Here is a 21,589-nt window from a genome sequence, read left to right as displayed (position 1 = left end):
ATTACAATTTAGACAGTGACTAATAATGTAGGTAATCCCTTGTACGTCGAAAAACCGCAGTTTGAATGTAAACGGTGATAAGGTGTTTTTTGTTGGGAAGGAATTTGTAACTTTTAATAGAATAATTTATGAAGATGATTAGATAATAAATGTTTACACTTAAGGAGATAAAACTATGGAAAAGAACAAATTACTAAGAATGGACAATGTCAGTATCGTTGTAGAATCTCTTGATGACGCAATCTCTTTCTTCGAGGAGATTGGCTTGAAACTCGAAGGGCGAGCTACTGTCGAAGGTGAATGGGCTGGTCGCGTAACCGGACTGGGCTCCCAGTGCGTAGAGATTGCTATGATGGTTACGCCAGATGGCCACAGCCGAATTGAACTTTCGCGATTTCTCACCCCACCTACTAAATCAGATCACCGGACTGCTCCTGTAAACGCCCTCGGTTATTTACGCGTCATGTTCACTGTTGAAGACATTGACGAAATGGTATACAGACTCACGACTAAGTGTGGTGCTCAGCTCGTTGGCGAAGTGGTTCAGTACGAGGACTCGTATCGACTCTGTTACATTCGTGGAACCGAAGGGATTCTAATCGGTTTGGCGGAACAACTCGGTAACAAATAAGAAAGTGAAGTTTTATAAAAAACTTTACTGAAATATATTACTGAAGTGAAAATTGAAACAGAATAGTGGTGTGAAAGTAACTTTAAGAAGTATGGTACGTCATGACAGGACTCTCCGAACCACTTGGTCGCCGGGGAAGAAGCAGGGAAGAGATTCAGGCAACTTCTCTGTGAAAACGTTATATGCTAATTCTTCTCAATTTGAAGAAATTTATTATTCAATAAAAGGGCGCTTCTCCAGAGCGACAAAAAAGCCAATTTCCTTAATTTTAATATTGAGAAATTTGGCTTTTAATTTTGGAATTTCTTTAACGTTGTAAATTCGTATTTTCCTGAGCTACCCTATGCTCATCAAACTAAGAAGAGCAACTACTCCAAAGCGAGAAAATTGACATCTCCAGATGAGGATGTACAATTTTTTGTTTTGAGGATGCTCCAAAATATTAGCTTGATAGCAATGGGCAGCATCCCTTGAATAGCTTCGAAGAACTCAATTCTAAAAAATACATCTGAACGAGAGATAATGGAATGTTCTTTTGTAAGATGTATATCTTTTTCTCTTTTTAGCAGTATTGTTCATGAAAAATAGCACATTACAAATAAGTGTTATCAATTGAAAAAATCTTTCTTTTCATTCTTCTTTTTATAGTTTTATAGGAGAAAGCTAGGCTTCTTATTTTTACTAATGTATAATAAGAAAAAAGCACGAAAAGAGGTTATCTCATGCTAGAGGTTATTGCAACATGTTTAGAAGATGTGAAACGAATTGAAAGCGCGGGTGGGAAGCGGATTGAATTAATTTCATCTTATACAGAAGGTGGATTAACGCCGAGTTATGCATTTATTAAAAAAGCGGTAGAAGCAGTAAATATACCGATTCACGTTATGATTCGTCCGCATGCGAAGTCTTTTACATATACGGAAGAAGAAATTGAAATGATGAAAGAAGACATTAGCGTTGCGCAGAAGTTAGGTGCAGCAGGCGTTGTATTAGGCGTATTAAACGAACAAAAAGAAGTTGATAAAGAGAAGCTAGCAGATTTGTTATCTGTTGTAGATGGAATAAATGTAACGTATCACCGTGCGATAGATGATATAGAAAACCTAGTAGAAGCGATGAGAACTTTAAAGGAATTCCATAAAGTGACTCACGTGTTAACTTCAGGTGGACAAGGAAATATAGTAGATAATATTCCAGTGCTTAAAGATATGCAAAAGGTAAGCGATGGTCAAATTCAACTTGTAGCTGGAAGTGGTGTAACGAAAGAAAATATAAAGCAGTTATTAGATGAAACTGGAATTTCGCAAGCTCATGTCGGTACAGCGGTAAGAGAAGGTAAATCATGTTTTTCTGAAATTGATCGAAGTTTAGTGCGAGAATTAGTTGAAATAATAAAATAAGTGCATAAGAAAGAGGAGAAACGATGAAGGAAAATACGAAGAAAGAATTATTCTCTTGGGTTAAAACAATAGGGTTTACCCTTGTACTAATTGTAATTATTCGCGGTGTTTTATTTACACCTTCTTTAGTGCAAGGTGAATCGATGATGCCAACGTTAGAAAATAATGAGCGCGTTCTCGTGAATAAGATTGGTTATAGTATAAGTGGATTAGATCGCTTCGATGTTATCGTCTTCCACGGAAAAGAAGGGTACGACTTAGTAAAACGAGTAATTGGTTTACCAGGTGATACAGTTGAGTATAAAAACGATGTTTTATACGTAAACGGAAAAGCGATGGAAGAACCGTATTTAAAAGAGTTTAAAGAAAAAGCAGCTGGCCGTGTATTAACTCCAGACTTTACATTAGAACAAATCACAGGGAAAACGAAAGTGCCAGAAGGCCAAGTGTTTGTTTTAGGAGATAACCGTGAAGTTTCTAAAGACGGTCGTATGTTCGGATTTATTTCAGAAGATGAAATTGTCGGAAAAGGACAAGCTGTTTTTTGGCCGTTGAAACAAGTAAGAGCATTATAGAGCAAGTATGGGAGAAATGTTCTTCTTGTGGATTTAAATCACATTTTTTGTAAAACTGAATGTTCATTTAAGAAAGACAGAGGTCATTTTGATTATTATTTTTCAAAATGGCCTCTGTTTATTTGAAGATAGTGTTGCAAGGAGGGAATTTAAATGATAACGAAAGAAGCAGAAGTTATCTTAAACAGGAAAGGAGCCAGGAAAGTAAACGAAATTCCTAAAGAGGTCTTACAATTACTACAGCAAGGGAAATTAGAAAGTGTTAATCTAACAGAATGGCTGGCTATAAATCATATTGAACTACTCAAAAATGTCTTACCATCAATAGGACTCAAGAATAGTTTGGAAAGCATAGTAGCTGAATTAGAAAAACAGAACGTGGAAACAGGAATGAAAGTCATACGAATAACAGGAACTTTATTGGATGAAATTATACTCAAAGAGAATGAAGGAAACAAGGAAGATGTATTGTTAAAATTATCTAATCATATTTCAGATAGTGTACGATGTTGGGCAGCGTTTATGAATAAAAAATCAAATAACACATTAAAAGATACATTAACGTACATTCGACCTTTTGCAGCGGATCATCATTTTGGTGTTCGAGAAATTGCTTGGATGTCTATTAGAGAAGATCTTTCACAGAATATAGAAAAAAGTGTGGAGTTGTTAGTAGAATGGGCAAAAAGTGAAGATGAGAATATTCGTAGGTTCTCTGTAGAATCTATTCGTCCTCGAGGTGTATGGAGTAAACATATTGAAATATTAAAACAAGAACCTGAAAAAGCACTTCCTATTCTTAATTTACTTAAATCAGATCCATCAAAATATGTCCAAGATTCGGTTGGAAACTGGTTAAATGATGCAAGTAAAACGAAACCGGATTGGGTAATGGACCTGTGTGAAGAATGGGAAAAGGATACTGACATAAAATCAACTAGTAGAATTATTAAAAAAGCTAAAAGAACGATTTTGAAAAATAAGTAATATGTACCTAATAGACTTGTTAGTTGAACGAAGGAACAATCAATCAATCAATCAAGTTAAAAAAGAATACTGTGAATAACAATGAGAAGAGCATGTTTTGATCAAAAATTGATTCAAACATGCTCTTTATATTTTCTTTTATAGTAGTGTTATTAATGAAAAGTGATCAAATTTTATTTCAAATCTAAACTTCCGTACTTTTTATTGTAACTTTTATTCTAATAGTTCGTTCTTCACGTGTTAAAGTTTTGTCAATCATTCAAGAGCCTTTCATTTTATATAAATCACTTATTATTTGTGTTTTTTTAATAGCGGACAAAATATATCGGATTATGTACGTGAAAAAAATATTGATAGAATTGAAAGAATATTTTATAATTTTAAATTATATCTTTGTTTCGAAAAATGGAATTGAAGTTCCGAAATTCGGAACAAAAAGGAGATAGGATGAGTATAAATAAAACGGCAGTGAAGACAATGGATATTTTAGAGTTATTTTATGAGCATGAAGAGTTAAGTTTAACAGAGATGGTTCAGCTTACAAATATGCCGAAAACATCTGTTTATCGTTTAATCGGTTCGCTAGAAGAAATGGAGCTTTTACAAAAAAATGAGAAGGGGAAATATCGTCTTGGATTCGTTTTTTTACGGTTTGGGCAACTTGTTTCACAAAGATTATCAGTAAGGAATATTGCGATTCCATATATGAAAGAGCTTAGAGATAGTTTAGGGCAGGCAGTTAATTTAATTATTCAAGATGGTAATGATGCAATTTACGTTGAAAAGATGGAAGGAGTTCAGACGGTACGTGTTTATACAGCAGTTGGAAGAAGAGCACCTCTTTATGCGGGGGCATGTCCGAGAATTTTACTATCTTATTTTTCTGAGGAAGAGAAAAGGAAGTACATAGAGGAAACCGATTTAAAACAGTTTGCGGATGGAACAATTGTGAATAAGGAACATTTGCTAGAAGTATTACAACTAGCGAAAAAGGAAGGTTACACAATTAGTTATTCTGAATTAGAAAATCATACAGCGGCTATAGCAGCTCCGATTTTTGCGAATGATGGAACGGTTGTAGCAGGTATTAGTATTTCAGGTTTAGCAATTGAGTATGGCGAAAGTAACATTTCATATTTTACTGCGAAAGTGAAAGAAACAGCATACCGCATTTCGAAAGAACTCGGCTTTTTGGCATAGAAAGAGGGAATGGGATGAAATTTTCTGCGTTAGGGGATCAAGCAATTATTGTTACATTTGGTGAAGAAATTAGGATGGATATATACGGAAAAGTGCAGCGATTATTTCAAGCGTTGAAACAACATCCATTTACAGGAATGGTTGAATGTGTGCCATCGTTTACTTCATTAGCAATTTACTATAATTTGTACGAAGTATGGATGCAAAATGAGAGAGGTGAAAGGTCATATGATTACGTTTGCCAATATATACAGGAGCTGTGTGATTCATATAAAGAAGAAGTGAACCAGAAAGTGAAACATATTTCTATACCAGTTTGCTACGGAGGCGAATATGGGCCGGATTTAGAAGAGGTCGCACATTATCAAGGTTTGCAAGTAGAGGATGTTATTCGTATACATAGCGAAACAACATATTTTGTGTATATGTTAGGTTTCACACCAGGATTTCCATATTTAGGGGGACTATCAAAAAAATTAGAAACACCTAGAAAAGAAACACCACGGTTACAAATTGCTCCTGGTTCGGTAGGGATTGGTGGAAATCAAACAGGTATTTATCCGCTTGAAACACCGGGTGGATGGAATATTATCGGCCGAACACCGATTTCATTATTTAATCCAAGAGAAGAATCACCTACCTATATTCAAAGTGGTATGTATTTACGTTTTATCCCGGTAACAAAGGAAGAATACGTATCGCTAGAGGGGGCTAAAGAATGGATGTAGAGGTTTTACATGCGGGGATGCTTACAACAGTCCAAGATTTAGGACGATTTCATTATCAACAGTATGGTGTACCAGTTGGCGGTGCGATGGATAAAAATGCACTTAGGCTAATCAATATGTTAGTCGGTAATGAAGAAAATGAAGCAGGTTTAGAAATGACGATAATGGGACCTAAATTGTTACTAAAGAAAACGACTTTGCTCGCGATTGGCGGAGCGGATTTGGAACCGTTATTGAATGGAGAACGAATTCCGTTATGGCGTCCTATTTTAGCAGAAGAAGGCAGCATGCTTTGTTTTGGAAAAGCGAAACGTGGGTGCAGAGCATATGTAACATTTGCGGGTGGTATTCATATTGATCATACAATGGGAAGTAAAGGTACATATATGCGAGCTGCTATTGGCGGGATTGAAGGAAGGATGCTCAAAAAGGGTGACTATTTTCAAATTGGTACGCACGCAGAAATGGCGAGTGGTTTCATTCAGAACTTACAAAAGGAAGAGCGAATAAAAACAAAATGGGCAATTCGTAATAACGTCTTACCAAAATATAAGAAGCATCCTACGCTTCGTGTCATAACAGATTTTGAATATAATCAGTTTACAGAAAAAAGTAAAGAGTCATTTTTTATGAAAGAGTATAAAGTGTCCAATTATGCTGATCGCATGGGATATAGGTTTGATGGGGAAGTTTTAAATAGAGAAATAGAACAAGAAATTCTATCAAGTCCTGTTACATTTGGAACCATTCAAGTTCCAAATGGTGGGCAGCCTATTATATTAATGGCAGATAGGCAAACGACAGGTGGCTATCCGAGAATCGGAAATGTCATTTCAGTAGATTTACCTTTGCTTGCCCAGCTGAAACCAGGGGACTATGTAACTTTTGAAAAAGTTTCTATAGAAGAAGCGGAGCAATTGTACATAGAGCAGGAAGAAAATATGAAACTATTAAAGAAGTTCATCGCTTTACGAAGCTGAGAGTAGGAGGGAAATATCGTGACGACAATCGATTTGAATTGTGATTTAGGAGAAAGTTTTGGAGCTTATAAAATGGGGAATGATGATGAGATTCTTCCGTTCGTTTCCTCTATAAATGTTGCTTGTGGTTTTCATGCGGGTGATCCGATCGTTATGCGTCAAACAGTTGAAAAAGCTTTGAAACATAACGTAGCAATAGGGGCGCATCCTGGATTTCCTGATTTAATTGGATTTGGAAGAAGAAACATGAATGTTTCAGCAAGTGAAGTATATGATTACGTTTTATATCAAATTGGTGCATTAGACGGGTTTGTGAAAGCGGCAGGCGCGAAGATGCATCATGTGAAACCGCACGGTGCCCTATATAATATGGCGGCAACTGACCCAGCAATTGCAGATGCAATCGTAAAGGCAATTTCTCATATGAACCCGGATCTATTACTTTACGGATTAGCAAATAGCGAGGCGTTTATACAAGCTGCAGAAAAATATAGAGTAACATTCATGCAAGAAGTTTTTGCTGATCGTACGTATAAGCAAGATGGGACATTAACAAGTCGTACAGAAAAAAATGCACTTATAACAGATGAAGGCGAAGCGATAAAACAAGTGCTTCAAATGGTAAAAGAAGGATATGTAGAAGCGGTGAATGGAGAGAAAGTAATAGTTCAGGCGCAAACAATTTGTTTGCATGGCGATGGAGAGAAAGCGGTACAATTTGCGGAGAGAATATACAGAACATTCGAACTTAATGGTGTTTCTATATGTGCACCGAAATAAAAAATGAGGGGAAGTGCTGGAAATGATTAAATTAATTGGGATACTACTTGTTGCAGTTGGCTTTCTATTTAGGTTAAATACACTATTAGTAGTAATGGTTGCGGGAATTGTTACTGGTATGGTTTCAGGATTAAGTTTTTATGACGTCATCAGTATGTTCGGTAAATTTTTTATAGAAAATAGATATATGTCTATGCCTATTATACTAACTTTACCTGTAATCGGAATTTTAGAGCGTTATGGTTTAAAAGAAAGAGCAGAAGCACTTATAACGAAATCAAAAGGGGCAACAACTGGAAGAGTATTAATGTCATATTTTACAATAAGAGAATCATCAGCGGCACTAGGGCTGAATATTGGTGGTCATGCGCAAACAGTAAGACCGCTCGTTGCACCAATGGCAGAAGGAGCGGCACAAGGTAAATACGGTAAACTTCCGGAAAAATTAAGAGAAAAGATTAAAGCAAACGCAGCTGCTGCGGAAAATACAGCTTGGTTTTTCGGAGAAGATATTTTTATCGCAACTGGTGCGATTTTATTAATGAAAGGATTCTTCGATTCAGTAGGTATGCATGTCGGAGTATGGGATATGGCGCTTTGGGGTATTCCAACAGCAATATCCGCACTAATCGTAAGCTGGATTAGATTCAGAAGGTTTGATAAATATATAGCGAAAACAATGAAGGCAGAAGGAAAACAAGAGAAGGAGGCTATATAAGATGAACATCATAACTATGGATACAATTTATTATGTATTAGGTATAATCGTTGCCTTTATCGCTGTGCGTATCGCATTCGATCGTGAACATCCAAACCGATTCGGTTCTAGCTTATTTTGGGCATTATTCGCAGTTACATTTTTATTCGGAAATGTAATACCTTCGTTTTACGTTGGGTGTATCGTGCTCGCTATGGTCGTGTTAGCTTCATTGAATAAAGTAACAAAATCTCAGGAGAAAGAAGTACCTGTACAAGAACGTGTGAAACATGCTGAGAAATTAAAAAATAAAATTTTCATGCCTGCACTTTTAATTCCTATTTTTACAATTATCGGTACGTTAACGTTAGGGAAAATCAAATGGGGAAATGTATCCCTTGTAGATCCAGATAAAGTAACGTTAGTTGCATTAGCGTTAGGAGCATTACTCGCATTCGTTGCGGCGATGCGTATTACAAAATCGAAAATAACGACGCCTGTTCAAGAAGGAAGTAGATTATTACAAGCTGTTGGTTGGGCAGTTATTTTACCACAAATGTTAGCAGCACTTGGCGGTATTTTTGCGAAGTCTGGTGTTGGACAAGTCGTTTCTGATTTAGTTGGAAAAGTGTTACCGACAGAGTATCCATTCGTTGCTGTTATGGCGTACTGTTTAGGAATGATGCTTTTCACAGTTGTAATGGGGAATGCATTCGCAGCGTTTGCAGTAATCACTGGCGGAATCGGATTACCTTTAATTGTTCAAATGCACGGTGGGAATCCAGCGATTATGGCCGCACTCGGCATGTTTGCTGGATATTGCGGAACACTGCTTACGCCAATGGCAGCAAACTTTAATATCGTTCCAGCAATGCTTTTAGAGTTAAAAGATAAAAATGCTGTTATTAAAGCGCAAGTACCCATCGCGCTTTCAATCTTTATCATAAATATGTTTATTATGTACGGCTTAGTATATCGTTTCTAATTAGGAGGGAAAACGATGAAAACAGTATTATTAACAGGGTTCGATCCGTTCGGCGGAGAAAGTATCAATCCAGCTTGGGAAGTCGCAAAAAGCTTACATGAAAAAACAATCGGAGAGTACAAGATTATAAGTAAACAAGTTCCAACTGTATTTCATAAATCAATAAAAGTTTTAAAAGAATATATAGAAGAACTGTCGCCGGAAATGATTATATGTATCGGACAAGCTGGGGGTAGACTAGATATTACGATAGAGCGTGTCGCAATTAATATTGATGATGCAAGAATTGCTGACAATGAAGGGAATCAGCCGGTGGATGTACCGGTTGTTGAGGAAGGACCTGCTGCCTATTGGTCCACGCTTCCGATGAAAGCAATCGTAAAAAAACTTCGCGAAGAAGGCATACCGTCATCTGTTTCACAAACGGCAGGTACATTCGTTTGTAATCACTTATTCTATGGACTTATGTATGAACTAGAAAAACATGATATGAAAATAAAAGGCGGATTCATTCACATTCCGTTCTTACCAGAACAAGCGAGTAGCTACCCAGGGCAACCGAGTATGTCACTTTCTACTATTAGTAAAGGGATAGAATTGGCAATCGAAGTAACGGCGGAAGTAGAGGTAGATATTGTAGAAATTGGGGGCGCGACGCATTAAATAAAACGAATCATACAACACCTCCTGTAAACAACTGGTATAATAAGTATAGGAATATACATAGAGGTGATTTTTGTGCAATTTGAAGAAGTTCGTTCAATTTTAGAAAAAGCGAAGAAAATTACTGTATTAACAGGCGCAGGAGCCAGTACAGAAAGTGGCATCCCAGATTTTCGCTCAGCAAATGGGTTGTATGCTGATGCGAATGTGGAGATGTACTTATCGAGAGGGTACTATAACAGAAGTCCGAAAGAGTTTTGGAAGCATTATAAAGAAATATTTCAAATTAATACGTTTCATCAATATAAAGCTAATCGTGGACATCGCTTTTTAGCTGAGCTAGAAGAACAAGGGAAAGATATAACAATTTTAACGCAAAATATCGACGGTTTACATCAATTAGGTGGTAGTAAACATGTCATTGATTTACACGGAACACTTCAAACAGCACATTGTCCGAAGTGTAAAACGGGTTATGATTTACAATATATGATTGATCATGAAGTACCGCGCTGCGAGAAGTGTAATTTCATTTTAAATCCAGATGTTGTTTTATACGGAGATACACTGCCGCAATATCAAAATGCGATTACACGTTTATATGAAACAGATGTGTTTCTCGTTATGGGAACGTCATTAAAAGTACAGCCTGTCGCATCATTCCCGGAAATTGCAAAGAGGGAAATTGGAGCAACAACCATTTTAGTAAATGAAGAGTTAACAGGGCAGGAATATAACTTTGATTTTGTTTTTCGACAAAAGATTGGTGAATTTGTTGAAGGGTTATCTTCAAATAAATAAGTTATCGTAAAAAAACTGAGGTGCAATGTATCTACCTCAGTTTTTTGTATTCATGATATTGTATTGTAAGGGGAATGGTAATAAATAGGATGCAAAATCTGAAAACTGAAAATTAAATCTTTTCTTTCTTTTGTAACTAATATAAAATTCTATATATATCATATAAATAAATTTGATACATAATGAGTTATCCCGTTATTTGCGAGCAGTAAGACTCCCCATCTGAAAAATTCGGCACAGGAGAAGAAGTTAGGTGGAAGATTACCTGCTTGTAAAAGCCCGATTGGTGTGGGCTAATAAACAGAGGACCACTCTGTTTAAAGTTTCAATTTATGCGTAGAAGTTAATAGAATGAAGCGAGGGAGCGAAATGAGACAGAACAAGGAGAAAAAGAAACAGCCGAAAAAGAAAAAGACTCATATTCCATTTCGGTTAAATGTACTATTTTTTATCGTCTTTCTTTTATTTTCAGCTATTATTATTCAACTAGGTAAAGTGCAAATCATTGATGGAGAAACGTATCGAAATGAAGTGAATAAAAAGGAAGATGTGACGGTGAGCACGCCTGTTCCTAGAGGGAAAATGTTTGATCGAGAAGGCAAAGTGATTGTAAATAACAAACCGCTACGAACCGTTACATATACGAAAATGAAAGGAGTAGACTCGAAAGAAGTTTTAAAAGTAGCGAGAGAGTTAGCAGGGCTAATTGAAATGTCGCAAGAGGATATGGATAAGTTAACAGAGACAGATAAAAAAGATTTTTGGATGCAGTTAAATGAAAAAAGGGCTGCAGAAAAAGTAACGAAAGCAGATGAGAGTAAATTTAGGAAGCAGGAAATAGAAGGGAAAGAATTAGATAAAAAAGTAGAAGAGTTGCGTCGGGAGAGAATTACACAAGAAGAATTAAAGGAGCTTTCAAAAGATGATTTAGAAGTATTAACAATTAAAAGTAAAATGAATGCGGGATATAAAATGACGCCGCAAATCGTTAAAAAAGATGTAAGTCAAAATGAATATGCAATCGTTAGTGAAAGATTAGCAAGCTTGCCGGGGATAGATACGACAGTAGATTGGGAACGTGAATATCCAAATGATAAAATCCTTCGTTCTATACTTGGTAGCGTTTCTAATGAAAATGAGGGATTGCCAAGAGAACAATTAGAGTATTATTTAGTTCGTGATTACAACCGAAATGATCGTATTGGTAAGAGTTACATCGAAAAGCAATACGAAGATGCATTACATGGAACGAAAGAACAATCTAGAAATATTACAGATAAAGCAGGGAATATTATTCGGACTGAAAAAGTGACTGAAGGAAAAAGTGGAAATAACTTAATGTTAACGGTTGATATGGATTTGCAAAAAAAGGTAGAGGAAAGTCTTGAAAAAAATTTACGAGCGTATCATTCTTCAGAACCGATGATGGATCGTGCTTTCGTTGTAATGATGAATCCGAAAAACGGTCAAATTTTATCAATGGCAGGAAAGAAAATTGTAAATAAAGATGGCGTGATGCAAATAGAAGACTACGCATTAGGGACGATGACAAGTTCCTATGAGTTAGGATCAACTGTGAAAGGGGCTACTTTATTATCTGGATACCAAGCAGAAGCGATTAAACCGTTTACGCATTTCTTTGATGCGCCAATGTACTTTAAAGGAAGCACTAAGCCGAAAAAATCATGGAAAGATTTTGGTGATATTGATGATTTAAGAGCTTTACAAGTTTCGTCGAACGTTTATATGTTTAATACAGCATTAAAAATGGCGGGGATTAATTATGTGCCAAACAATCCGTTAGATATTAAACAAGAGACATTTAATAAAATGCGTTACTATTTTAGACAATTTGGTTTAGGTGTATCGACTGGTATTGACTTGCCAAATGAATCAATTGGTCAAATGGGTAGAACTGATAATATACCAGGCTTTTTACTTGATTATGCAATTGGACAATATGATACATATACACCGCTACAGCTTGCTCAATATATTTCAACAATTGCAAATGGCGGTTACCGAATGAAACCACAAATTGTGCAAGAAATTAGAGAGCAGCCAAACCGCCCAGAGGATGTCGGAAAAGTTATTCGATCAATTGAACCGGTTGTTTTAAATCGAGTGGATATGGACACGTCATACATTAATCATGTAAAAGAAGGGTTTAGAAGAGTTTTTCAAGAAGCTGACGGAACAGGTACAGGAACGTTTAAAGGCTTACCGTATAAACCAGCTGGAAAAACAGGAACAGCTGAGACGGTATATGGTGGAGAAAGTGATATTGGAAGAGATGAGAACTATAACCGAAAAAAATGTTATAATTTAACTCTTGCCGGCTATGCGCCATATGATGCTGATCCGGAAGTAGCTTTTTCAGTTGTTGTACCATGGGTGAATAATGATAAATCAGGGGTTAATTCCGCGATTGGTAAAGAAATTTTGGATGCGTATTTTGACTTGAAAGCGAAAAGATCAAATGCAAATTCAGTCCCGGTAGAACAGCCGAACAAGGCCCAGTAAAAATAATATCACTGCACAGGAATATATTGTGCAGTGATATATTTTTTGAGTTATTTTATAAGGTGGGAATGGATATGAAAGAGGAGATTAAGAGAGGTTGGGGGAAGTACATACTATTTATACTTGTTATGGTAATAGCCTATCATTCTTTTACGTTATGTAAGGTAGAAGGGAAATCCATGCAGCCGACTTTAAATGAAGAAGACTACGTATTTGTAAATAAAGCAGCAGTACATTTTTCTAACATACAGCACGGGGAAATTGTCATTATTAAAGAAGAGGACGAATCGAAATATTATGTGAAAAGGGTAATAGGGCTACCTGGTGACGTAATTAACATAACGAATGGAACTGTATATGTAAATGATAAAAAACAAGTAGAGCCGTATACAAATAAAGATTTATTCAACAATACACAAGTATTTTACAATTTCCAAAAGACAAAGATTCCACCAAATAAGCTATTTGTCATGGGAGATAACCGTGAACTTAGTAGGGATAGTCGCAATGGCTTAGGATATATTGAAGAAGATAACGTGATAGGAAAAGTAGAATTTGTGTATTATCCTTTTTCAAAAATGAAAATTATAGAATAAGTGGGGAATTCATAAAGCCCCACTTATTAAAGTTTCACTTTATTTTCTTTAAAAAACCTTTTGGATTAAAAGATATGAAAAATTTATGTTTAGATTCATCGATTATGAAATTGTTATTTTTAGCTAAAAACTCTTCCACGGCTTCCATCGGGCCAGGGCCCCAATCTGGAAGGAGAGGATTTCCGTTAATACATGTATCCTCTACAATAATGTAACTACCAGTGGTTACAATAGATTTATAAAGTAAGAGTTCTTTTGATACATGTTCTTTACTATGATCAGAATCTAAAATAACTAAAATCACATCATCAGGTTTGCGCATACTTACTATTGTTTGGACGGCCTGCACAGAAACAGAAGATGCTGTTAAATACGTAATCCGATTATGTGATGGCCGATTTGGCTGCGGAGTTATATCGATAGTAAGTACGTGACCTTTTCCGATTAAATCTAACATAGAAGCTAAATACAGTGCACTACCACCATGAAAAGTCCCGCATTCAATAATTAAATCGGGCTTTAATTCATAAATGATTTCTTGATACAAAAAGAGATCAGAGGGAAGTTTGCAGATGGGAACACCGAACCAGTAGGTATCTTTTAACCAAACGTGGCTGTCGTAATACTGTTTTAAAAATTCACTGCTTGTAGTATCGATTTTAAATGCTCCTTTCTAAAAAGGATTCTTTCGTTTGACGTAAAGTATTTACGTATGAAAGTTGTACTATATATTATGTGATAAGGAATTGTAAGGCGAGTGTTTTCACTTGAAAATAAGCCAAATAACTCATGTGGAAAATCAATTGTTTACAAAAGAAGGTGTAATTGAAAGGAAATAATAGTATGTATACATACACAATTTGCTTCATTAGAAAAGGAAATAAAATACTCTTACTAAATAGAAATAAAAAGCCGAATATGGGAATGTGGAATGGTGTTGGGGGAAAAATTGAAGATAATGAAACGCCATATGAAGGAATAATTAGAGAAACGCTTGAGGAAACAGGCATAGGTCTTCCAAGTGTAACGTATAAAGGGAATGTGATTTTTAAAAGTAAGGACGAGCCTCGAGGTAGTGAAGGGATGTACGTATTCCTTGCTGATTTGCCAGAGGGAGTACAAATGGATACACCGTTAAGTACTGATGAAGGTATATTAGAGTGGAAGGAAATTGGATGGATATTAGATGAGAATAATAGAGGTGTAGTTAGTAATTTATCAAAATACTTACCGCTAATATTAACAGAAGAAAATATGTTAGAGCATATATTCACGTACGATAACCGGAATATTATTAATTACACAACTGCATTTTTGACAGAAGATGATGCGAACAAACGATATGAAAAACAACTCGTTTCTCAATAGAAGATAGGATGAAAAACTACACTTATACTTTAGTTGAAAAAATATATATGTTAGGTGATTACATGCTGAAAAAATATACTTTATTAGCCAAAGTTGTAACACAAACTTTCGTTACTTAAATTAGAACAAAAAAGAGATGGCATATCCATCTCTTTTTTGTTTTCGTATGCTCCATGATTAGTTGCGAATCGCTTTAATGATAAAGCGATGTTGCTTCACATCAAAATAGCCTTTTTGCAACATAATCTCATGTATGCAATATAATTCCTCATAATACCTTTCGACAGTAAAATCAGGAATTTGCCACGGAATCGCTTTTAAATAATAGACGATAGCGCCAATATCATAAAAGCGTTGAAGAGGGAATTCTTCCTTTGCATCTAAAATAGTAAATCCATTTTCCTTTAGCTCATTACAGGCAGTTTCGAGTGACCAACTTGCAAATTCGCTATTTAGTGGTGTGCCAAACTGCTTATTAAGTTCTGCGCAATCAAGACCACCAGCTTGTTGTGTAAGAAATATTCCATTAGGAGAAAGGATTCGGTTTACCTCAGAAGCAGCATAGGATTCATGTTGGTTCACAATTAAATCAAATTGAGCATCTTGAAGCGGTAGGGCATCATCATCCTTTACTTCTACAACAATAACCCCTAAAGGCTCTAATTTCTTTCGGGCAATTGGCACGTTTTGAGCGTAGCCCTCAGTAGCATAAATAGTTGGCGGGAACGGTTGTAACATAGATAAAAGCTCTCCACCGCCAGTGCCCATATCTAGCATTGATTTTGCGTGTTGTATAAGCTGGAAAGCAGTGCTACCGTACGACCACGATAAAGGCTCACTTTTCATTCGACTCGTTTCTGAAATGAAAGAAAAATCCCAGCCGCTAAAATTTGTATTTGCACTGTCTAATAAAGTTAAAAATAATGGATCACGTTTCATAATTGTACCCTCCTATTTTGTAAATGAATGATATGATGAGAAAAGTAAAAAGGAGGACCTCTTATAAAAGTGAAACGGATTTACGTTTCGTGTTCGAATAGATGCATATAAATTCGCTCCTTGCGAGAATGATTATTTATATATTCGGGATTTTTGAGTGGAATTCCTTTGAAATATAAAGAGAAGGTAGATATTTAATGAAAAATTGGATTGAGTTTACAGATAAAGAGTACGATCGAATTTGGGATAAAGTATATAGTGACTATGAATTTTCACCAAGTGTTTCAATATTTCCATCGTTTAAAGTACCAGGACCGTTTATCACATATGACATCTCTCATTATTTTGGAGAATCGGTAGATTTAAATGTATATGATGAACTTGAAGAAAAAGCATTAAAAGTTTTCAAAGAGAATACAGCATTGAATGAATATATGATGGCACTAGATTGGCAACATGAGTGTTATTGGGTAAATCCACACTTAGAGTTTGAAAGAAATGAATTTTATGAGTGGCGTATACCAATATTTCCGAATGGTGATTACTATTTCTTTATTCAGAAAGACTTTAAGTGGGGGTATTTAGGCCATCCTTGGGAGAAGAGTATAACGATATTTGGAAAAGAAATAATAGAGAGTTTTAAACAAAATAAACCGGAAATGTTTCAAAATATTTTAAGGCAGGGATAATGTTTTAAAGAGAAAAAACGCTTATACTTCATTCTTGAAGCATAAGCGTTTTTGTTTTGGCCGTTTTCATTTAAAAATACTTAAAAATAAAAATCTTTTGGTAAAGTACCATTTTTTATCACCGTTCTTAACCCATGTTTTATAATCCAAGGGTTAACAGGATGCTGTTTATCACGTAATTGCTGCAACCATTGAAAAACGAGTTCTTTATCTTCCTTCGTAATATCGTTAATATGATTGGCTACAGATTTTTGAACATACTTAGAAGGGTCATTCATTAATGGTTCAAGAAGCTGTAAATTGTTCTTAAAGTTACCTTTTAGAGCTCCTGTTTTTTTTGCCCAAGGAAGTCTTGGTCTTGTACCTTCAGAAACTAGTCTCCTAATGTGGCTGTTTTCGTCATGAATCCACTGTTGTAAAATATTTAGTGTGTCTTCATGGTACGTTTCAAGAAAAGGCCGAATGGCATATTCAGCAGTATTCCTTTTTGTTATTTCATACATTGCGTGGAATGAGGAGTCAAAATCGTTAAGCCCATATTTTTCAACGTATTTTGCGATAGGCATGTACATATAGCCGTTTGTAAATGTACCTACTTCTGTTGTATTTTCTGGTCCCAATGTTTTCAGTAATATATGTATTGCTTCATTAAAATCTTTTTGTAAAGCATTGTGTAATTCATCTGCTATTACTTCAATCCGTTGCTTTAACTCTAAACCTTCAACTTTACATGTTACGGAGGCTATAAAGTTTTTTTTAGAGAAAGTAGAATCGTGTTTACAAATAGAATCAGCCATTTTTTCTGCTAATTCATCATTAAATAAAAATTTTAATGGAACGTATTTACCCATTTTTCCACCTCATTGGTCAGTTGAAAATAATTTTTATTTTTTAATCGACAATCCATAAACTAACGTCTCACTAGGAGTCGTAATACTAAAACCAGTCGTCTTATAATCAAGTTTCACTGTATCACCAGTGTAATCTTTCGTGAATGAGTCCATTTGTACAATAAGCATTTCATCCTCATATACAATATCATCTGCATTGTATGTATCCCAAACTAAATCAACATCAACGAAAATGCTACAAGAGTTTGTCATTGTTCCTCTAATGCGAATGACCTTTTTATCTTCACGTTCTAATCTATGTATAGCTGCTTTTGCTTCATCAGTAATACGAATGTTCATTGTATCCCAACCTTTATTTTTATTTCTTTTATTATTGCAAAAACAAAAGAAATAGGGAAGTAAAGAGAATTGTAAAAAAACGAGCAAACAAAATTGTTTGCTCGCTCTACTTTATTTTAGTTCACATTTATCAAGTGGAATCACTTTTGTTTTCTTTGTAAATTTATATCCTAACCATAGTACTAAGAAGAGCGGTAAACCGATGTAAGAAACGAGTACGCCGTTCCAATCGATTGATTCACCCATAAATGCGCCGTAGTTTTGTCCTAAAATTACGATGACGCAAAGTGTAAATGCGAAGATTGGACCGAATGGGAACCATTTTGCTCTATATGGTAAGTCTTTTAAATCTTTTCCTTGTGCGATATATGCTTTACGGAAGCGGTAATGACTAATTGCAATACCAACCCATGCGATAAAGCCAGACATACCAGAAGCGTTTAATAACCAAATATATACAACACCGTCACCGAATAAAGAAGCGATGAAAGCGACGCTACCAACTACTGATGTTGCGATTAGAGCGTTAACAGGTACACCACGGCTATCTAATTTGCCTAAAAACTTCGGTGCTTTTCCTTGACGAGCTAAATCCCAAAGCATACGAGTTGATGCGTACATGCCAGAGTTACCAGCAGATAAAACTGCCGTTAAAATGACAGCGTTCATAACAGAAGCAGCAAAGGCAACGCCCGCTTTTTCAAATACAAGTGTAAATGGACTTACTGTAACATCACTTGCTGCAAGACTTTCAGTTGTATAAGGAATTAATAAACCGATAACGAGAATTGCAAGGATATAGAATAAAAGAATGCGCCAAAAGATCGAACGAATTGCTTTTGGGATATTGCGTTCTGGATCAGACGTTTCACCAGCAGCTACACCTAATAATTCAGTTCCTTGGAAGGAGAAACCAGCAGCCATAAATACACCGATAATTGCCATGATACCGCCGTTAAATGGAGCATCTGCAACAGTGAAGTTTTTAAAGCCGACAGATTCGCCGCCCATAATTCCAAAAATCATCATGAAGCCGACAACTAAGAAGATAATAATAGTAACTACTTTAATAAGTGCGAACCAATATTCAGATTCACCAAAACCTTTAACAGATAAATAGTTTAAGAGAAAAATAATAGCTAAGCATAATCCACTCCAAATGAGGGAAGGGGTATCAGGGAACCAAAATTTCATAATTAATGTTACGGCCGCTAGTTCTGCCGCAATTGTAATCGCCCAGTTATACCAATAGTTCCATCCAAGTGCAAAGCCAAGTGATGGATCAACAAATTTTGTTGCATACGTGCTAAAAGATCCAGTAACAGGCATGTATGCTGCAAGTTCAGCTAAGCTTGTCATTAAGAAATACACCATAATTCCAATTGCGGCGTATGCGATTAGTGCACCGCCAGGACCAGCTGAATGGATTACACCACCGCTGGCAAGAAATAGTCCGGTACCGATTGTACCACCGAGAGAAATCATCGTAAGGTGACGAGATTTTAATCCGCGTTTTAATTCACCTTGTCCTTGTGTAGTTTGCGTTTTAGAGGTAGATTGATTTGTTGCGCTATTCATGTTCAACACTCCTTTTCTTGTAGGTTAGGAAGGAGCGGGGGAGAAAAATACAAAAAACCGCCAAAGGAATTAGGCGGAACGTTTCACAAATAACCACCCCATCATACCCTTCCGTTAAGATAGCACCCCACGTTTACACGGTAATTTTGTAAACGTGACAGTTCTGTTCCTTTCGGAGACAGCCCCAGCTCATACTTCCAGAGAAGAAATACAAACTTCGGCAACTTTTCCTTTCAAACGGAGTCAGTGACATTCTCTGTGTCTCGTCCGTCTTACTTTTAAAAGTCGCAACCTCTACCTCATCGGATTGATGAGGATTTATATATTGCTAAGATATTTAATATATGGCAATTGTAATGAGTTTCTGAATATATTGCAAGGAATTTTGTTAGGAAAAGTCAAAAAATATCGGTTATTGTATAGGAAACGCTTGCAAAACTCCACCCGAACCTACTATTATGTAGCAATAAACAAAGAAAAAATTGTTATACAAATGTTTCGCAAAAAATAATGAAAAACCCTTTAAAATTAAAAGAAAATTCAGAAAATATAATTCGACATAACGATTGAAGGGTATCACTTCTTTTATTTTGTTCCAAAGAAAAAACATATGTGCAAATCAAAAGAGTGAATATTCTTTCTTTTTGTGGTAAAATTGAAGTACTGTTTAATTAAAAAGGGGACATCGTTATGAAATTAGAAACAGAAAGATTACATATTATCCCGTGTACGGAAGAATGGGTTCAGATTGCGAAGAATCAAGGATACAATAGCGGCCCGCATATTGCAGGGCATGTAGAAAATATAAAACAAGATAAGGATGTATTACCGTGGGGTGCGTGGTATGTCATTCGAAAAGAAGATAACATCGTACTAGGGGATATAGGATTTAAAGGGAAACCGAACGAGAAACGTACAGTAGAAATTGGTTACGGTTTTATTGAGAAATATTGGAATAAAGGGTATGCTACAGAATCTGTAGATGAATTAATAAAGTGGGCTTTCCAGACAGGAAAGGTAGATACAATTATTGCGGAGACACTCTTTGAAAATGGTAGTTCGATTCGTGTATTAGAGAAATTACATATGAAGAGAGTAGATACAACAGATACGATGATTAATTGGAAAATAGAAAAATAAAAAATACCGCTCGATATAGTTCGAGCGGTATTTTTTATCATTATGGTAGCATTTGTTTTTGATCTTTCGGATAGCCGCCTGTTGATGCGTTAGAACGATTGGAATGATTACGGACAGCAATGAAAATAGAAATAATAACGACAAGACCAACTGCCACGTAAGAAAGTGAAATAATAGTTGGATCCACTTTAAATGTTGTAAGTAGTGTACGAATATTCGTAAAGATAATAAGGCCACCAACTAATACCCCAAGTAAATGAGGTGGAACGATACGTACTAACCATGCGGCAATTGGAGCTGCGACAATACCGCCAAGCATTAAGGCGAATACCCAAACCCAGCTTACTTGTTCCCAGCCAAGTGAGATGAAGAAACCAATTGTTGCAGCGAGTGAAACAGGAAACTCACTCGTATCTACAGATCCAATAACTTTTCTAGCTTCATTTCCTCTTGCTAGCAGTACAGGTGTCGTAATTGGACCCCAGCCACCGCCACCAGTTGAATCGACGAATCCAGCGAATAAGCCGAGTGGCACAAGTTGTTTGGCAGACATGCGCTTTTTGGAAGTAACAATTTGTTTTTGAATAATGAATCGTAATAAAATATAAACGCCTAAAGTGAATAAAAATATTGAAATGTACGGTTTAATCACATCGCCAGGTAAATTACTTAAAAAACATGCCCCAACAAATGCCCCAATTGCTCCGGGTAATGTTAATCTGGAAACTGTATATTTATCAACGTTTCCAAATTTGATGTGCGATGCACCAGAAGCTGCGGTTGTAACGACTTCAGCTAAGTGAACAGATGCGGATGCTACAGCTGGTGCAATACCAAACATTAATAATAGTGAGGTAGATGTTACCCCATACGCCATTCCAAGTGCCCCATCAATCAATTGAGCGAAAAATCCAATAATAGCAAAGACAATTAATTTCTGCATAAATAATCCCCCTGTAATAATAAATGAAAAAAGCACTTTTCCCGTATGAGAAAAGTGCCTTTGGTTTTTCCAATCAGCAATAATTAAATTTGTTTCATTATAATACATATTAATCATATAAATCAACTAGGTTTTTAAGTTTTTTGAATTGAATGAAAGAAAAATAAAATATACAATAAAAGGATGGAGAGAAAGG

Annotated in this window: 23 protein-coding genes and 1 riboswitch; of the genes, 17 read left to right on the top strand and 6 right to left on the bottom strand. The window is 35.9% G+C overall.

Features of this window, described 5'->3' with window-relative positions; all coding sequences use genetic code 11:
- Positions 1-175 precede the first annotated feature (175 nt).
- From ACS2MN_RS09005 to lepB (ACS2MN_RS08940), 14 genes are all read left to right on the top strand, one after another.
- Positions 176-631 (top strand): VOC family protein, encoded by a 456-nt coding sequence (locus tag ACS2MN_RS09005; protein ID WP_088054841.1) that lies wholly within the window; start codon positions 176-178, stop codon positions 629-631.
- Positions 632-1,353: 722 nt separating this feature from the next.
- A complete protein-coding gene (locus ACS2MN_RS09000) occupies positions 1,354-2,031 on the top strand; it encodes a copper homeostasis protein CutC (RefSeq protein ID WP_000895104.1) in 678 nt (225 codons plus the stop codon).
- 23 nt (positions 2,032-2,054) lie between these two features.
- The gene (gene lepB, locus ACS2MN_RS08995) at positions 2,055-2,606 is read left to right on the top strand and encodes a signal peptidase I (RefSeq protein WP_000662506.1); all 552 of its coding nucleotides are present in this window, start codon (positions 2,055-2,057) and stop codon (positions 2,604-2,606) included.
- 153 nt (positions 2,607-2,759) lie between these two features.
- Positions 2,760-3,593, top strand: coding sequence for a DNA alkylation repair protein (locus tag ACS2MN_RS08990; protein ID WP_000628825.1), 834 nt, complete (start codon positions 2,760-2,762; stop codon positions 3,591-3,593).
- Positions 3,594-4,040: 447 nt separating this feature from the next.
- Complete coding sequence (locus tag ACS2MN_RS08985) at positions 4,041-4,793, top strand: IclR family transcriptional regulator (protein WP_000026374.1); 753 nt, start codon at positions 4,041-4,043, stop codon at positions 4,791-4,793.
- 14 nt (positions 4,794-4,807) lie between these two features.
- Positions 4,808-5,521: a 5-oxoprolinase subunit PxpB gene (gene pxpB / locus ACS2MN_RS08980; protein WP_000672290.1), complete on the top strand. Its 714-nt coding sequence runs from the start codon at positions 4,808-4,810 to the stop codon at positions 5,519-5,521.
- On the top strand, positions 5,512-6,501 hold the full coding sequence (locus tag ACS2MN_RS08975) for a biotin-dependent carboxyltransferase family protein (protein ID WP_000382261.1): 990 nt from the start codon (positions 5,512-5,514) through the stop codon (positions 6,499-6,501). The genes pxpB and ACS2MN_RS08975 overlap by 10 nt, the downstream gene beginning before the upstream one ends.
- An 18-nt stretch (positions 6,502-6,519) precedes the next feature.
- Complete coding sequence (gene pxpA, locus ACS2MN_RS08970; RefSeq protein ID WP_000207308.1) at positions 6,520-7,281, top strand: 5-oxoprolinase subunit PxpA; 762 nt, start codon at positions 6,520-6,522, stop codon at positions 7,279-7,281.
- Between the two features lie 22 nt (positions 7,282-7,303).
- Positions 7,304-7,999, top strand: a complete 696-nt coding sequence (locus ACS2MN_RS08965) for a DUF969 domain-containing protein (protein ID WP_000593386.1) — start codon at positions 7,304-7,306, stop codon at positions 7,997-7,999.
- Position 8,000: 1 nt separating this feature from the next.
- Positions 8,001-8,963, top strand: coding sequence for a DUF979 domain-containing protein (locus ACS2MN_RS08960; protein WP_001021667.1), 963 nt, complete (start codon positions 8,001-8,003; stop codon positions 8,961-8,963).
- A 15-nt stretch (positions 8,964-8,978) separates the two neighbouring features.
- Entirely contained in the window at positions 8,979-9,626 is a 648-nt protein-coding gene (gene pcp, locus ACS2MN_RS08955; RefSeq protein ID WP_000859719.1) for a pyroglutamyl-peptidase I, read from the top strand.
- A 75-nt stretch (positions 9,627-9,701) separates the two neighbouring features.
- Positions 9,702-10,427, top strand: coding sequence for an NAD-dependent protein deacylase (locus ACS2MN_RS08950; protein ID WP_001159146.1), 726 nt, complete (start codon positions 9,702-9,704; stop codon positions 10,425-10,427).
- 369 nt (positions 10,428-10,796) lie between these two features.
- On the top strand, positions 10,797-12,950 hold the full coding sequence (locus ACS2MN_RS08945; RefSeq protein WP_224993067.1) for a peptidoglycan D,D-transpeptidase FtsI family protein: 2,154 nt from the start codon (positions 10,797-10,799) through the stop codon (positions 12,948-12,950).
- 74 nt (positions 12,951-13,024) lie between these two features.
- Positions 13,025-13,546, top strand: a complete 522-nt coding sequence (lepB, locus tag ACS2MN_RS08940) for a signal peptidase I (RefSeq protein WP_000656825.1) — start codon at positions 13,025-13,027, stop codon at positions 13,544-13,546.
- Between the two features lie 34 nt (positions 13,547-13,580).
- Here the strand turns inward: lepB (ACS2MN_RS08940) and ACS2MN_RS08935 are convergent, their stop codons facing one another.
- A complete protein-coding gene (locus tag ACS2MN_RS08935) occupies positions 13,581-14,204 on the bottom strand; it encodes a cephalosporin hydroxylase family protein (protein ID WP_073990597.1) in 624 nt (207 codons plus the stop codon).
- 167 nt (positions 14,205-14,371) lie between these two features.
- Here ACS2MN_RS08935 and ACS2MN_RS08930 point away from each other — a divergent pair, with 167 nt between their 5' ends.
- Entirely contained in the window at positions 14,372-14,914 is a 543-nt protein-coding gene (locus ACS2MN_RS08930) for an NUDIX hydrolase (RefSeq protein ID WP_142285895.1), read from the top strand.
- A gap of 177 nt (positions 14,915-15,091) precedes the next feature.
- On the opposite strand, the gene ACS2MN_RS08925 is transcribed toward ACS2MN_RS08930, so the two are convergent.
- Positions 15,092-15,853 (bottom strand): class I SAM-dependent methyltransferase, encoded by a 762-nt coding sequence (locus ACS2MN_RS08925; RefSeq protein WP_000817562.1) that lies wholly within the window; start codon positions 15,851-15,853, stop codon positions 15,092-15,094.
- A gap of 197 nt (positions 15,854-16,050) precedes the next feature.
- Between ACS2MN_RS08925 and ACS2MN_RS08920 the strand changes: the two genes are divergently transcribed.
- On the top strand, positions 16,051-16,542 hold the full coding sequence (locus ACS2MN_RS08920; protein ID WP_000800378.1) for a DUF2716 domain-containing protein: 492 nt from the start codon (positions 16,051-16,053) through the stop codon (positions 16,540-16,542).
- Between the two features lie 80 nt (positions 16,543-16,622).
- Here ACS2MN_RS08920 and ACS2MN_RS08915 read toward each other — a convergent pair whose 3' ends face one another.
- From ACS2MN_RS08915 to ACS2MN_RS08905, 3 genes are all read right to left on the bottom strand, one after another.
- Entirely contained in the window at positions 16,623-17,393 is a 771-nt protein-coding gene (locus ACS2MN_RS08915; protein ID WP_000521687.1) for a DNA alkylation repair protein, read from the bottom strand.
- 33 nt (positions 17,394-17,426) lie between these two features.
- Complete coding sequence (locus ACS2MN_RS08910) at positions 17,427-17,732, bottom strand: iron-sulfur cluster biosynthesis family protein (protein ID WP_001026192.1); 306 nt, start codon at positions 17,730-17,732, stop codon at positions 17,427-17,429.
- A gap of 111 nt (positions 17,733-17,843) precedes the next feature.
- Complete coding sequence (locus ACS2MN_RS08905) at positions 17,844-19,310, bottom strand: amino acid permease (RefSeq protein WP_001083390.1); 1,467 nt, start codon at positions 19,308-19,310, stop codon at positions 17,844-17,846.
- Positions 19,311-19,422: 112 nt separating this feature from the next.
- A riboswitch (Lysine riboswitch) is annotated at positions 19,423-19,615 on the bottom strand.
- Between the two features lie 385 nt (positions 19,616-20,000).
- On the opposite strand from ACS2MN_RS08905, the gene ACS2MN_RS08900 reads away from it, so the two are divergent.
- Positions 20,001-20,450, top strand: a complete 450-nt coding sequence (locus ACS2MN_RS08900; protein WP_000764585.1) for a GNAT family N-acetyltransferase — start codon at positions 20,001-20,003, stop codon at positions 20,448-20,450.
- A 40-nt stretch (positions 20,451-20,490) separates the two neighbouring features.
- Here the strand turns inward: ACS2MN_RS08900 and ACS2MN_RS08895 are convergent, their stop codons facing one another.
- Positions 20,491-21,501, bottom strand: coding sequence for a sulfite exporter TauE/SafE family protein (locus ACS2MN_RS08895; protein ID WP_043323018.1), 1,011 nt, complete (start codon positions 21,499-21,501; stop codon positions 20,491-20,493).
- Positions 21,502-21,589 lie beyond the last annotated feature (88 nt).

It is taken from the genome of Bacillus cereus group sp. BceL062 (genome assembly GCF_051780025.1).
Taxonomy (GTDB): Bacteria; Bacillota; Bacilli; order Bacillales; family Bacillaceae_G; genus Bacillus_A; species Bacillus_A toyonensis.
This window is presented reverse-complemented; position numbering and strand designations above follow the sequence as displayed.

What these genes read in the sequence shown, in the direction of transcription:
- ACS2MN_RS09005 (WP_088054841.1), top strand. Translation starts at nt 176, where the DNA reads ATGGAAAAGAACAAATTACTAAGAATGGACAATGTCAGTATCGTTGTA.
- ACS2MN_RS09000 (WP_000895104.1), top strand. Translation starts at nt 1,354, where the DNA reads ATGCTAGAGGTTATTGCAACATGTTTAGAAGATGTGAAACGAATTGAA.
- lepB (WP_000662506.1), top strand. Translation starts at nt 2,055, where the DNA reads ATGAAGGAAAATACGAAGAAAGAATTATTCTCTTGGGTTAAAACAATA.
- ACS2MN_RS08990 (WP_000628825.1), top strand. Translation starts at nt 2,760, where the DNA reads ATGATAACGAAAGAAGCAGAAGTTATCTTAAACAGGAAAGGAGCCAGG.
- ACS2MN_RS08985 (WP_000026374.1), top strand. Translation starts at nt 4,041, where the DNA reads ATGAGTATAAATAAAACGGCAGTGAAGACAATGGATATTTTAGAGTTA.
- pxpB (WP_000672290.1), top strand. Translation starts at nt 4,808, where the DNA reads ATGAAATTTTCTGCGTTAGGGGATCAAGCAATTATTGTTACATTTGGT.
- ACS2MN_RS08975 (WP_000382261.1), top strand. Translation starts at nt 5,512, where the DNA reads ATGGATGTAGAGGTTTTACATGCGGGGATGCTTACAACAGTCCAAGAT.
- ACS2MN_RS08965 (WP_000593386.1), top strand. Translation starts at nt 7,304, where the DNA reads ATGATTAAATTAATTGGGATACTACTTGTTGCAGTTGGCTTTCTATTT.
- ACS2MN_RS08960 (WP_001021667.1), top strand. Translation starts at nt 8,001, where the DNA reads ATGAACATCATAACTATGGATACAATTTATTATGTATTAGGTATAATC.
- pcp (WP_000859719.1), top strand. Translation starts at nt 8,979, where the DNA reads ATGAAAACAGTATTATTAACAGGGTTCGATCCGTTCGGCGGAGAAAGT.
- ACS2MN_RS08945 (WP_224993067.1), top strand. Translation starts at nt 10,797, where the DNA reads ATGAGACAGAACAAGGAGAAAAAGAAACAGCCGAAAAAGAAAAAGACT.
- lepB (WP_000656825.1), top strand. Translation starts at nt 13,025, where the DNA reads ATGAAAGAGGAGATTAAGAGAGGTTGGGGGAAGTACATACTATTTATA.
- ACS2MN_RS08925 (WP_000817562.1), bottom strand. Translation starts at nt 15,853, where the DNA reads ATGAAACGTGATCCATTATTTTTAACTTTATTAGACAGTGCAAATACA.
- ACS2MN_RS08920 (WP_000800378.1), top strand. Translation starts at nt 16,051, where the DNA reads ATGAAAAATTGGATTGAGTTTACAGATAAAGAGTACGATCGAATTTGG.
- ACS2MN_RS08915 (WP_000521687.1), bottom strand. Translation starts at nt 17,393, where the DNA reads ATGGGTAAATACGTTCCATTAAAATTTTTATTTAATGATGAATTAGCA.
- ACS2MN_RS08910 (WP_001026192.1), bottom strand. Translation starts at nt 17,732, where the DNA reads ATGAACATTCGTATTACTGATGAAGCAAAAGCAGCTATACATAGATTA.
- ACS2MN_RS08905 (WP_001083390.1), bottom strand. Translation starts at nt 19,310, where the DNA reads ATGAATAGCGCAACAAATCAATCTACCTCTAAAACGCAAACTACACAA.
- ACS2MN_RS08900 (WP_000764585.1), top strand. Translation starts at nt 20,001, where the DNA reads ATGAAATTAGAAACAGAAAGATTACATATTATCCCGTGTACGGAAGAA.
- ACS2MN_RS08895 (WP_043323018.1), bottom strand. Translation starts at nt 21,501, where the DNA reads ATGTATTATAATGAAACAAATTTAATTATTGCTGATTGGAAAAACCAA.